At 59.3% G+C, this 11,651-nt stretch carries 12 protein-coding genes and 2 pseudogenes; 8 read left to right on the forward strand and 6 right to left on the reverse strand.

Annotation, left to right across the window (positions count from 1 at the left end; all coding sequences use genetic code 11):
* The 5 genes and pseudogenes from ABJP42_RS02010 to ABJP42_RS02030 form a co-directional block, all read right to left on the reverse strand.
* A pseudogene (locus ABJP42_RS02010) lies at positions 1–295 on the reverse strand (D-glycerate dehydrogenase); the annotation flags it as partial.
* 2 nt (positions 296–297) lie between these two features.
* Positions 298–636: a tRNA-binding protein gene (locus tag ABJP42_RS02015; RefSeq protein WP_348338227.1), complete on the reverse strand. Its 339-nt coding sequence runs from the start codon at positions 634–636 to the stop codon at positions 298–300.
* Positions 629–1,444 carry a pyrroline-5-carboxylate reductase gene (proC, locus tag ABJP42_RS02020; protein ID WP_348338228.1) on the reverse strand — a complete coding sequence of 272 codons (816 nt, stop codon included), beginning with the start codon at positions 1,442–1,444 and terminating at the stop codon, positions 629–631. Before proC ends, ABJP42_RS02015 begins: the two co-directional genes overlap by 8 nt.
* Before the next feature lie 40 nt (positions 1,445–1,484).
* On the reverse strand, positions 1,485–1,985 hold the full coding sequence (locus ABJP42_RS02025; RefSeq protein WP_348338229.1) for a type III secretion system chaperone family protein: 501 nt from the start codon (positions 1,983–1,985) through the stop codon (positions 1,485–1,487).
* A gap of 395 nt (positions 1,986–2,380) precedes the next feature.
* Complete coding sequence (locus tag ABJP42_RS02030; RefSeq protein WP_348338231.1) at positions 2,381–2,623, reverse strand: accessory factor UbiK family protein; 243 nt, start codon at positions 2,621–2,623, stop codon at positions 2,381–2,383.
* Positions 2,624–2,720: 97 nt separating this feature from the next.
* On the opposite strand from ABJP42_RS02030, the gene lgt reads away from it, so the two are divergent.
* The 5 genes from lgt (at position 2,721) to ABJP42_RS02055 (ending at position 6,985) form a co-directional block, all read left to right on the forward strand.
* Positions 2,721–3,620 (forward strand): prolipoprotein diacylglyceryl transferase, encoded by a 900-nt coding sequence (gene lgt, locus ABJP42_RS02035; protein WP_348338232.1) that lies wholly within the window; start codon positions 2,721–2,723, stop codon positions 3,618–3,620.
* The gene (locus ABJP42_RS02040) at positions 3,617–4,687 is read left to right on the forward strand and encodes a class I SAM-dependent methyltransferase (RefSeq protein WP_348338233.1); all 1,071 of its coding nucleotides are present in this window, start codon (positions 3,617–3,619) and stop codon (positions 4,685–4,687) included. Before lgt ends, ABJP42_RS02040 begins: the two co-directional genes overlap by 4 nt.
* Complete coding sequence (pgeF, locus tag ABJP42_RS02045) at positions 4,684–5,439, forward strand: peptidoglycan editing factor PgeF (RefSeq protein WP_348338234.1); 756 nt, start codon at positions 4,684–4,686, stop codon at positions 5,437–5,439. Before ABJP42_RS02040 ends, pgeF begins: the two co-directional genes overlap by 4 nt.
* 258 nt (positions 5,440–5,697) lie before the next feature.
* A complete protein-coding gene (locus ABJP42_RS02050) occupies positions 5,698–5,859 on the forward strand; it encodes a hypothetical protein (protein WP_348338235.1) in 162 nt (53 codons plus the stop codon).
* Positions 5,860–6,202: 343 nt separating this feature from the next.
* Positions 6,203–6,985 carry a Hint domain-containing protein gene (locus tag ABJP42_RS02055; protein ID WP_348338236.1) on the forward strand — a complete coding sequence of 261 codons (783 nt, stop codon included), beginning with the start codon at positions 6,203–6,205 and terminating at the stop codon, positions 6,983–6,985.
* A gap of 92 nt (positions 6,986–7,077) precedes the next feature.
* Here the strand turns inward: ABJP42_RS02055 and ABJP42_RS02060 are convergent, their stop codons facing one another.
* Positions 7,078–7,578 (reverse strand): Lrp/AsnC family transcriptional regulator, encoded by a 501-nt coding sequence (locus ABJP42_RS02060; RefSeq protein WP_348338237.1) that lies wholly within the window; start codon positions 7,576–7,578, stop codon positions 7,078–7,080.
* A 275-nt stretch (positions 7,579–7,853) separates the two neighbouring features.
* Between ABJP42_RS02060 and trxB the strand changes: the two genes are divergently transcribed.
* The 3 genes and pseudogenes from trxB to ABJP42_RS02075 form a co-directional block, all read left to right on the forward strand.
* Complete coding sequence (trxB, locus tag ABJP42_RS02065) at positions 7,854–8,798, forward strand: thioredoxin-disulfide reductase (protein WP_348338238.1); 945 nt, start codon at positions 7,854–7,856, stop codon at positions 8,796–8,798.
* Positions 8,799–8,958: 160 nt separating this feature from the next.
* Positions 8,959–10,680: an adenylate/guanylate cyclase domain-containing protein gene (locus ABJP42_RS02070; RefSeq protein ID WP_348338239.1), complete on the forward strand. Its 1,722-nt coding sequence runs from the start codon at positions 8,959–8,961 to the stop codon at positions 10,678–10,680.
* A 244-nt stretch (positions 10,681–10,924) separates the two neighbouring features.
* Positions 10,925–11,651 (forward strand): annotated as a pseudogene (locus ABJP42_RS02075) (adenylyltransferase); the annotation flags it as partial.

Raw genomic sequence — 11,651 nt, forward strand, 5'->3', positions numbered from 1 at the left:
CCCCCGGCGTATTGCTCACCGCCACCCCATGGGCCTTGGCAGCCTCCACATCAATATGATTGAAGCCCACGCCAAAATTGGCCAAGAGCCTGCAGCGCGGTTGTCCCACTTCGGCAAAAACTCCGGCATCAAAGGCATCCCCCAGGGTTGGCATGACCAGATCATAGTCCCGCAGCACCCGGATCATTTCATCGCGGCGCAGGACTGTCGTCTCCACCCGGATATCAACGTCAAACTCCGCCCGCGCCCGCGCCTGTACCGCTGCGGTAAGTGGCCGTGTCATCAAAAGCTTCATGGTCAATGCATCCTCCCGCCAAGCAGCACCGGCCCATCAGGGCCAACCAGACGAATTTCGCCGCTCTCATCCGGCAGGCCCAGCACCAGAACCTCGGACATGAACTTACCAATCTGGCGGGGCGGGAAGTTCACTACCGCCATGACCTGCTTGCCTACGAGAGATTCCGGCGTGTAATGCGCCGTCACCTGAGCCGAGGTCTTTTTCTCGCCAATCTCCTCCCCAAAATCGATCCAGATCTTGATGGCCGGTTTGCGGGCCTCCGGATAGGGTTCGGCGCGAATGACCTCGCCAACGCGAATGTCGACCTTCAGAAAATCGTCAAATGTGATCTCAGCCACGCGAAAGCTCCTTGGACCGGTGGGTTGCGGCAGCAACAGCCCGCTTCAGCAGATCCGGAAATCCGGTTTCCTCCTGCATCAGCACCTCAAGCGCCGCCTGAGTGGTGCCATTGGGGCTGGTCACATTGACGCGCAACTGACTGGGGCTTTCTGCGGCAGTATTGGCTAGCGCCCCTGCTCCGGCCACCGTGGCCTTGGCCAGCTGCATCGCCAGATCGCTGGGCAGCCCCTGGGCCTCGCCGGCTGCGGCGAGGGTTTCGATCAGATGAAACACATAGGCCGGGCCAGAACCGCTGACCCCCGTGACCGCATCCATCTGCGCCTCGGACTCTAGCCGCACGGTTTGGCCAATGGCTGCCAAAAGCGCCTCGGTCATGTCCAGATTTGCCGCGCTCGCCTGGGCATTGCCAATCATCGCGGTAATCCCCTGGCCAATGGCAGCAGGGGTATTGGGCATGGCGCGCACAATCGGTGTCCGCTCGCCGAGGATCTCTTCAAAACTGGCAATGGAGGTGCCCGCTGCGACTGAAACAAACAGCGTCTCACCATTGCCCAAGGCCTGCAGTTTTGGCAGGGCCGCCCCCATCATCTGCGGCTTGACTGCGACCAGAACCAGAGCAGGCGCGGCAGGCAGATCCACATTGATATGAACGCCGGTGCCCTGCAGCCACTCCGAGGGATGCGGATCCAGCACCCAAACCGAGGCCGGTGACACACCATCCTGCAGCCAGCCGACCAGCATGGCAGACCCCATTTTGCCACAGCCCAGCAGCACCAGCCCGCGTGTTTCTATCTCTGCCAATGTCATTTCTACCCCTCCCCGGGAATTACCCTAGCGAGGCATAGGTTTACGCCCGCCCGTAGGCCTCTGCAATGGCCACCTGCATGGCCTCTTGTGGTGATCTATTGGCCCAGGTGGTGAGCTGGATCGCTGGGTAATAGCGTTCTGAATTGGACACCGCCGCGTGGATCATCGCGTCAATCTGCTCCGGGCTGGCAGATTGCCCCCCCGCTAGCACCAAGCCATAGCGATAGAGCATCACTTTGTGATCTGCCCAATAGGTAAAGCCCCCTGCCCAACACTGATCATTCATCAGATTGATCAGCTCATATAGCTGCGGGATCTTTGCCTCGGGCGGATCCATCTCATAGCTGCAAACCAGCCGCAGCGTTTCCTCAAATCCCGACCAGGCAAGGGTCAGAGAATAGGTACGCCACTGGCCTTCGACGGCCATGGCAATCTGATCATCGCCAATACGATCAAAATCCCAGTCGTGATGGGCGGCTAGGTTTTCGACAATATCGATAGGGTGAAGGTCGTCATCCAGATGATATTCGGAAAGGGCCATAGTCTCACCTCTCAGGTCTCTAGCCGTTGGGGCCGTATTTGCCCCCTACAGCTAGGTTTCTGGTCAATGGACCGGGGAGCACCCCCGCTTCCATACTAGATATGGTGGCAAGGGGGGTAGCCTGTGGCAACCCTTTATTTGGGGATATCTTCAATAAGTTGTGGACGAAAACGGATTGTGCGCAATATATCGACGCAGTTTCGCAACATCAGCGCCCCCCCCCTTGCACCCGGCAACGACCCAAAGCCAAAAACAGAGACCCCAGGGAGCCTCTGTTATTCTTTCGACATCATCTTTCTAAAAATATTCCCGCCGGAGGCATCCAGGCCTTCAGCCAGGCACCTCCCGAGAAACTGTTGCAAAACCGGTCAAAAACCGCCGCCAATCAGCCTCCTTCAGCCCTTGGCCTCCAGTGCATCCAGCCGCGCCTTGAGCGCTTCATTCTCTTCCCGCGCTTTCTGGGCCATAGCCCGCACTGCGTCAAATTCCTCGCGGGTGACAAAATCACGCTCTGCCAGCCAGCGGTCCATCAGGCTCTTCATTGCGGTTTCGGCCTCATCCTTTGCGCCCTGGGCCACGCCCATCGCATTGGTCATCAGCTGAGAAATATCGTCCATGATCTTGTTGCGGCTCTGCATCATCTTCTCCGTCTCACTCTTTCCCCCTATATGGGGCCGCAGAGGGTCTCGGGCAAGCCATTGACTTTTAATTGCGCGCAAAGGCATTCAGAACCACATGCAGGCCATGATCCCATTCCCCGATATTTCGCCCGAGATTTTCTCGATTTCCCTATTTGGCATGGAGTTTGCCCTGCGTTGGTATGCCCTGGCCTATATCGCCGGCATCATCATTGCCTGGCGGCTGGCCATTGCCGCGCTGAAATCCCCGGCGCTCTGGCCCGGCCAAAAGCCGCCGATGCGCCCGGAACAGGTCGAAGATCTGCTCACCTGGATCATCCTCGGGGTGATTCTTGGCGGGCGGCTTGGCTTTGTGCTGTTTTACCAGCCCGGCTATTACCTGAGCCATCCCAGCGAAATCCTGCGGATCTGGCAGGGCGGCATGGCCTTTCACGGAGGTTTGATCGGGGTGATTGCCGCTGCCTGGGCCTATTCCAGCCGACACGGGATCTCCAAGATCCAGATGGCCGATCTGGTGGCCTATACGGTGCCGGCCGGGCTGATGCTGGGCCGTTTGGCCAATTACATCAATGCCGAGCTGTGGGGCCGCCCCACCGACCTGCCATGGGGCGTGGCCTTCCCTGGCGTGGCAGCGCAGGACTGCGGCCAGGCCCTAGGCGAGATCTGCGCCCGCCACCCCTCGCAGCTCTATGAGGCCGCCATGGAGGGGCTGATCCTAGGCGCGGTGCTGATCTGGCTGACCTGGCGTCGCCAAAGCCTCCTGCGGTCCGGGCTGAACCTCGGCATATTTCTGGCCGGATATGGCCTGGCACGTTTTGTGGTCGAATTCTTCCGCCAGCCAGACGCGCAGTTTGTCAGTGCAGGCAATCCACTGGGTCTGGCCTGGCAGATTGGCAACTATGGGCTCACCATGGGGCAGATCCTGTCACTGCCAATGATTGCCCTGGGGCTGTATTTTGCCTTTCGGCGCAAATCCAGCCAGGACCGGCAGGCATGAATGCCCTCAAAACCCAGCTGATTGCCCGGATCAACACTGAGGGCCCAATCAGCCTGGCCGACTATATGGCAGAGTGCCTGCTGCATCCCGACCATGGCTATTACACCACGCAGGCCCCGTTTGGGACAGGTGGCGATTTCACCACCGCGCCGGAAATCAGCCAGATGTTTGGCGAACTCATTGGCCTGTCACTGGCGCAAAGCTGGCTGGACCAGGGTGCCCCTGCTCTCTTTACCCTGGCTGAACTCGGCCCCGGACGGGGCACGCTGATGGCGGACCTGTTGCGCGCCACCCGCGGCGTTCCCGGCTTTCATTCAGCTCTGCAGCTCTACCTGGTAGAGGCATCGCCCTCCTTACGCGAACAACAGGCAGAGGCGCTGAAAGACTACGCCCCCCACTGGGTCGATGTGATCGATGCGCTGCCGCAACAGCCGCTGTTTCTGGTGGCCAATGAGTTTTTTGACGCCCTGCCCATTCGACAGTTTGTGCGCGACGGCGAAGGCTGGCGCGAAAAGCGCATCGGTCTGGCTGAAGGAGATCTTACCTTTGGTCTTGGCCCCGAAGCGCCACAACCGGCGCTGGAGCATCGGCTGCTGGATACCAAACCAGATGATCTGGTGGAGCTTTCCCCCGGTGCCGCCCCGGTGATGGCCAGCCTCGCCCAGCGCATTGCTGCCCATGGCGGCGCTGCCCTGATCATCGACTATGGCGATTGGCGCTCCCTTGGCGATACCCTGCAAGCGCTGAAATCCCACAAACCTGTAGATCCGCTGGAAACCCCAGGTGAGGCTGATCTAACCGCCCATGTGGACTTTGAAGTTCTGTGCTCGGTTGCCACCGGCGCGGGCTGCGCTCATAGCAAGCTCACCCCCCAGGGCGTGTTTCTGGAGCGGCTTGGCATTACTGAGCGCGCCCGCAGCCTTGCTGCGCCGCTACAAGGTGCGGCCCTGGAAAACCTGATCGCAGCACATCGACGGTTGACGCACCCAACGGAAATGGGAAACCTGTTCAAAGTACTGGGGATCACCCAGGCCAAGACACCTCCGCCACCTGGATTGAATGCATGACGCTTGAAATTCTCACCTCTGATCTCTTGGGCTCGGTTCATCACGGGTTCTTCACCCGGCGTGGAGGGGCCTCGTCAGGGATCTTTGAGGGGTTGAATTGCGGAACCGGCTCCAGCGATCAAAGCGAAGCGGTGATGCTCAACCGGGCCCGCGTTGCCGAGGCCATGCAGGTGGCGCCAAATGCTCTGGTCGGAGTGCACCAAATTCACTCTCCAGATGTGGCGGTGATCACTGGCCCAACCGAAGAGCGCCCTCGCGCCGATGCCATGGTGACAAATAGGCCTGGGGTTGCTTTGGGCATCCTGACCGCTGATTGCCAGCCGGTGCTGTTTGCCGATCTGGAGGCCGGTGTCATTGGAGCCGCCCATGCGGGCTGGCGCGGTGCCCTGGACGGTGTGCTCGAGGCCACCTTGCAGGCGATGGAGGATCTGGGGGCGGACCGCGCCAAAACCCGAGCCGTCATTGGACCTTCGATTTCGCAGCGCGCCTATGAGGTCGGACCCGAGTTTTATGAGGATTTCCTGCAGCAGAACCCTGATCACGCCCGGTTTTTCACCACTGGCAAAGAGGGGCGCTACCAGTTCGATCTGCCAGGATTGGGGTTGCACCGGCTGCGGCAGGCCGGCATTGCACAGGCCGAGTGGACTGGCCATTGCACCTACGCGGATGCAGATCTGTTTTACTCCTACCGGCGCACAACCCATGCGGGCGAAGCGGACTACGGAAGGTTAATATCCTGCATCGCCCTATAGGGGCAGATCTGGGCAGTCTTGCTTCTTTCTTGCCCCAATTCAGCGCACTCACTCGTGGGGGTAGCCCGAATTCTCTCAAGAATTTTAGATAACTTCCAGCCTGTTACCTAGTATGAATCCTCTTTCTGACGGAGGTGGACAGCACAAGGCTGCCCCTGAGTCAATTCCACCCCTGGGCCATATTGAGGGCGTAATGATTACCGATAAAGGGGGCAACAGAGCGCAGCAAACGCAGCTCAGTCAGGTAGGAGACGCCCCGTGAAAGCCAGAACTCGTTTCTTAAAATCGGTAATTTCAGCCGCAAAATCAGAGACTACCGAGATGCCCTGGAGCCGTGGCGCGACCCGTCAGGCGCAGATTGCAGCCCGCCGCAACGGCACCTCGAGCCAGCCAGCTGCCCAGCATTTGAAAAGCGCCTAGCGCGACGCCGCCACCAAAGCGCCTGTCCGTCACAGCGTCTCAGCTGCGACAGTTGGCGCCCCGCAGGCCAGTCCCTGCGGCCAGATCTCGACCAGAACCACTTTTGATGCGGTGACCCTTTTTTAGTCAATGACCGCCACACTCTTTACGGACGAGACTTCAGACCGTCGACGACATGGAAATCTGACCCGTTGAGAGACAAGAAGCAGGGCACGTAAGTGCAAAGACTTATTATGAAAAAGACAGCTCCATCAGCCCACTCACCCGGCGATTACTTTTGCCAGCTCCTCGGCCCTTCGGGGCCAACACAACTGACATCCTTGATTAGAAAGGCCTGGAACAAATGACGATCCCTCAGTCTCTGCAACAGGCCGCTGCCAAGGCCTCGGAAACCAGCGCATTGCTGCAGGATCCGGCGGCCCTGCGTCAGACCAACAAACCGCAACTGCGCCGCTACGAGGTGAGCAGCCTGCTGCCCAATGGCGAAATTGCCGAAACCCGCCACATCGCCCCGGCCCTGCCGATTTTTGAAGACGCTTTCTGCGCCTTTACCCGTGGCTCATTGGTCGAAACAACCACTGGCCCGGTGGCGGTTGAGGATCTGCTGCCCGGCGATGAAATCATCACCCAGGAAGGCGGTCCTCAGCCGCTGATCTGGAAAGGCTCCACCAGCCTGGTGCCCTCGCGCGCCGATGCGAAGGGGCGCACACATCGCCTGACCAGCTTTATGGCTGACAGCCTTGGTCTGCAAAAACCCACCTCTTGTGTGGTCACAGGACCCTCCGCCCGCCTATTGCGGATGCCGCCCGATATGCGGGTGAGCCCGGATGCGCCGCTGCTTCTGACCCTGGCCGAAGAGTTTCGCGATGGCATGAACATCTTTGAGACCGCGCCGCCTACAGTGGTGGATATGTTCCATCTCTGCCTGCCGGAACATGCGGTGATTAATGTTGGCGGGCTGGAGTTTGAAACCTATCATCCCGGTCCCGACGCGTTGAAACTGGTGAGCCATGCGATCAAGACGCTCTATCTCAACCTGTTTAGTCATGTCGATTCGCTCGCGGGTTTTGGGCCTCTGGCCTATGGGCGGGCCGACCGGATGTCTGACGGATCCTTGCGCGGCTAGGCAAGTCCACCCGAGCTGAACAAATTAAAAACCGCCCCGAGATCCTCGCGGCGGTTTTTCTATGGTTCATAGATTTGGGGACGCGGCTGGAATCAGGCTTCGCGCTGCAGGCGTTCTTCAAGAACATCAAAGGGCACGCCCGGCTCATCCTTGGCACCGCGAATGACCAGCGAGGTTTTGACGCTGGCGACATTGGGGGTGGTCAGCAGATCTGCGGTCAGGAAGCTCTGAAAGGTGCTGAGATCCGGCGAGACACATTTGAGGATAAAATCCACCTCGCCGTTCAGCATATGGCACTCGCGCACCAGCGGCCAGCTGCGGCATTGCTCCTCAAAAGCGGTGAGCTCAGATTCGGCCTGGCTTTCCAGCCCCACCATGGCAAAGACCTGTACCTCGAACCCCAGTTCGCGGGCATTGACCTCGGCGTGGTAGCCACCAATCAACCCGGCCTCTTCGAGCGCACGGACCCGGCGCAGGCAGGGCGGCGCCGAAATGCCAACGCGTTTGGCCAGCTCGACATTGGTCATACGCCCATCGGCCTGCAACTCCGAGAGTATCTTGCGATCAATCGGATCAAGACGAGTGGTGACCATTTGTAGAGCTCCTGTCAGATTGCGTTTCTTATAGCACCACTGCGGGGCCGCGCAATATTATTTCACAGCGGCGCAATAATCTTTGCCAAGACCAAGTTCAAGCACCAAACGGCCCCTCCGATCCCTCATGCGAAAAACGCACAGAAGCGTGACACAGCAGCAGGCCCAAGCCGCGCATCAGGGGTTTAAGAGCATCGTCCCTGTCGCTATATGCAATGGCTGACGGCGGCCAAGACTGCCACTTTTCGAATACTGTGCTGATTTGGGGATACGAGATGAGCGACACGCGCCACACCAAGGTTCTGATCATTGGCTCCGGCCCGGCCGGCTACACCGCCGGCGTCTACGCTGCCCGCGCCATGCTGGAACCGGTTCTGGTTCAGGGCATCGAGCCCGGCGGCCAGCTGACCACCACCACCGAGGTGGAAAACTACCCCGGTTTCACCGAGGTGCAAGGCCCCGATCTGATGATCAAGATGCAGGAACACGCCTCTGCCATGGGCTGTGACATTGTCGGTGATATCATCACCTCGCTGGACACCTCCAAACGCCCCTTTGTCGCCAAGGGTGACAGCGGCACCACCTACACGGCAGATGCGGTGATCCTCGCCACTGGCGCCCGTGCCAAATGGCTGGGGCTGGAAACTGAGGAAAAATTCAAAGGCTTTGGCGTCTCGGCCTGCGCGACCTGTGATGGGTTCTTTTACCGCGGTCAGGAGATTGTGGTGATTGGCGGCGGCAACACCGCCGTCGAAGAAGCGCTGTTCCTGACCAATTTTGCCTCCAAGGTCACTCTGGTACATCGCCGCGACGAGCTGCGTTCGGAAAAAATCCTGCAGGACCGGTTGTTCAAGAACGAGAAGATCGAACCGCTTTGGTTCCACGAGCTGGAAGAGGTCTATGGCACCGACAGCCCGCTTGGCGTCGAAGGCATCAAGGTCAAAAACGTGAAGACCGGGGAAATTTCCGACATCTCCTGCAAGGGTGTTTTTGTCGCCATCGGCCACGCACCCGCCAATGAGCTGGTGAAAGACACGCTGGAACTGCACAATGGCGGCTATGTCTCGGTGAAACCCGGAACAACTGAGACCTCCATTCCTGGCGTCTTTGCTGCCGGTGATCTGACCGACCACAAGTATCGTCAGGCCGTAACATCGGCCGGCATGGGCTGCATGGCGGCGCTGGATGCGGAACGTTTCCTGGCCGAACAAGACGATTAAACCTGCAAAGGCCGATAGGCACAGGTCGACCAGAGCCCGGCTTTGGTCGACCCGCCTGCCCCATCAACTCGGGACACGGACCTAAGTCTCTCCTGCTAGCCCCTTGACCTGAATTGTCAGATCCAACACCCTGCCCCGGAACAACCGGGGGTTCACTCGAGTGGCACAGGCGCTTTGGCGGGGAGATCTCATACAACGCAGCCGCACCGTCAGCGGGATCTTTTTGCTTGCTTACGCCTTCCTGCATTTTCTAAACATTGCCGCCGGACTGGTTTCCCCTGACTTCATGCATCAGGTGCAGGAATTCCGCAGATTGCTCACCGGTCACCCGCCGGGGCAGATCGTCCTGTTCTCTGCGCTTTTTACCCATGTGGCCCTGGCCCTGTGGCAGGTGGCCAGCCGCCGCACCCTGCGGATGAGCCTGGCACAGGCCCTGCAGTTGTTTCTAGGACTGGCGATCCCCTTCCAACTGATCCAGCATCTCGTCTACACCAGCTATGCCCCCGGCAGATTCGGGCTGGACGATGACATGACCTCCATCATCCTTTTGATGTGGAATTCGCCAGAGGTCTGGCACCAATATCTGCTATTGCTGGTGGTCTGGGTGCATGGCTGCATTGGCCTGCATATGTGGCTGCGGCTCACCAATTGGTGGTCGAAACTGGTACCCTATATGATTGGCCTGGCTGTGGCCGTCCCCGCGTTCGCCCTGGCCGGGCTGCTGACCGAGGGCCGCCGGATTTGGATGCTCTATACTGCGCCTGATAGTGCCCAGGCCATCCGCAACAATTTCAACTGGCCTGACCGAGAGGGATTTGCCCAGCTCGCCAGCAGTTACAACATTGGGTTCTGGGTCTTTGTGACCCTGCTGGGCATGGCAATCGCCTCTTACTATCTGCGCCGTTTCCTCCGCAAACGGAAATCCTTGCAAATCCGCTACGAGAATGGCACCGAGATCACCATTGAACACGGGCTCACCCTGCTGGAGATCTCCCAGCTCAACGGCATCCCGCATACTTCACTTTGCGGTGGCAAGGGGCGCTGTACCACCTGCCGTATAGAGGTGACCAAAGGCCAGGAAGACCTGCCCCCGCCCAGCAGCGCCGAGGCCCGAACACTCAAGGCGATCAAAGCCCGCGACAATGTACGGCTCGCCTGCCAGATCAGGCCAACCGCCTCGCTCTCAATCCAGCGGGTCTATCAGCCAAAGGGCAAACGCCAAGTGCATTCAGCCCAGGGGGTGGAGAAAACCATTGCGGTACTGTTCCTGGACATTCGCGGCTTCACTTCGCGTTCTGCCGGGTTGCTGCCCTATGATATTGTCTTTCTGTTGAACCGGTTCTTTGACGCCATTGTGCCAGAGATCACCAAGACCGGTGGCACCGTCGACAAATACATGGGCGACGGGTTGCTGGCGCTATTTGAGATGGACAATCCAGAGCATTCCGCCCTGGCTGGCATCACCGCCGTTGGCAATATCGGCGTAGCTCTGGCCCGGTTCAACAGGTTGCTGGCCTCTGAAGGCGAAGACCCGGTGCGTATCGGCATGGGGCTACACACCGGAACCGTGGTGCTGGGCGAGATCGGCACCAATGACAATGCCCCCCGCACCCTGATTGGCGCGGCGGTCAATGCCGCCAGCCGCCTGGAATCCAAGACCAAAGAGCTGGGCGTCGAACTCTTGATCTCTGACCAGGTTCTGCAGGCGGCCGGTATGGTGGCGCCTGCAGAAATGCTGCAGGATTTTGAGTTGCGCGGTGTCGATCACCCCGTCTGCGCCCTGCCGGTGCGCCAGGCCTCGACGCTGGACAGCCTACTGTCGATGCAGTCTGACCCCGACGTGACCACCTTTGCCCCTATCGGCGCCAGCCAAAAGGGCTAAGGTCTGACCGCCGTAGCCAAAGGGATCCTTTCATTTCCCTAACTTTTGCGACCTCCTGGGCCAATGTCCCAATTTTGCTGTGCCGGACAGAACCGCGTTGCGCCAAGCAGGCTATTGGCGGGTCAAACCACGTTGCAGCCCGGCAACGGACGGCGCAGAGGTTGTTTGGAGGTGATTTTTGCCTTTGCAGGCGCAGCATTTTATGCGATGCGTTCACGCATGAACACATATTGACTGAATCACCATGACATCGGCCGAGACCAAAGCAAACCCAGACGAGGAAGACCTGCTCTTCCGCCTCCTGCGCCAGTTCGATCTGGCACCGGAGGCCTCGCAGCGCGTCACCGCTGCGGCATTGGGGATCTCTTTGGGACGGCTGAACACCCAGCTGCGCGCCGCCGCAGAGGCCGGATTGATCACCATCAGCGACCGCCCCGGCCCCGACAAACGGCAGCGCTACGCCTATACAGTCACCCGGCTTGGCGCCTCGGAAAAAAGACGCCTCGCCGATCAATTTCTTGCCCGCAAGCTCGCGGAATATAACGCCCTGCACGCGGAACTCACCGGCACCGCAAGCGGGCTGCCCCATATTAAACACAGGACTCATCCAATGCAGAACAATCTGGCTCCCATCCCCGAGCTCTATGTCTCTTATGACTCAGCTCAGAAACTCAAAATCGATGCAGGCGCGCTGAAAAGCCACGACCTGACACCGCGCCAGATCTGCGATCTGGAACTGCTGATGAACGGTGGCTTCAACCCGCTGAAGGGCTTCATGAGCGAAGCCGATTACAACGGTGTTGTTGAAGACATGCGCCTGGAAGACGGCAGCCTCTGGCCTATGCCGATCACGCTGGATGTCTCCGAAGAGTTTGCTGCCGGACTGGAAGAGGGCGAAGACATTGCCCTGCGCGATCAGGAAGGTGTAATTCTCGCCACCTTGACCGTCACTGACAACTGGGTGCCAAACA

The organism is Pseudophaeobacter sp. (assembly GCF_039971195.1).
Classification (GTDB): domain Bacteria; phylum Pseudomonadota; class Alphaproteobacteria; order Rhodobacterales; family Rhodobacteraceae; genus Pseudophaeobacter.

What these genes read in the sequence shown, in the direction of transcription:
- pgeF (WP_348338234.1), top strand. Translation starts at nt 4,684, where the DNA reads ATGACGCTTGAAATTCTCACCTCTGATCTCTTGGGCTCGGTTCATCAC.
- ABJP42_RS02030 (WP_348338231.1), bottom strand. Translation starts at nt 2,623, where the DNA reads ATGCAGAGCCGCAACAAGATCATGGACGATATTTCTCAGCTGATGACC.
- proC (WP_348338228.1), bottom strand. Translation starts at nt 1,444, where the DNA reads ATGACATTGGCAGAGATAGAAACACGCGGGCTGGTGCTGCTGGGCTGT.
- lgt (WP_348338232.1), top strand. Translation starts at nt 2,721, where the DNA reads ATGCAGGCCATGATCCCATTCCCCGATATTTCGCCCGAGATTTTCTCG.
- ABJP42_RS02040 (WP_348338233.1), top strand. Translation starts at nt 3,617, where the DNA reads ATGAATGCCCTCAAAACCCAGCTGATTGCCCGGATCAACACTGAGGGC.
- ABJP42_RS02055 (WP_348338236.1), top strand. Translation starts at nt 6,203, where the DNA reads ATGACGATCCCTCAGTCTCTGCAACAGGCCGCTGCCAAGGCCTCGGAA.
- ABJP42_RS02060 (WP_348338237.1), bottom strand. Translation starts at nt 7,578, where the DNA reads ATGGTCACCACTCGTCTTGATCCGATTGATCGCAAGATACTCTCGGAG.
- trxB (WP_348338238.1), top strand. Translation starts at nt 7,854, where the DNA reads ATGAGCGACACGCGCCACACCAAGGTTCTGATCATTGGCTCCGGCCCG.
- ABJP42_RS02025 (WP_348338229.1), bottom strand. Translation starts at nt 1,985, where the DNA reads ATGGCCCTTTCCGAATATCATCTGGATGACGACCTTCACCCTATCGAT.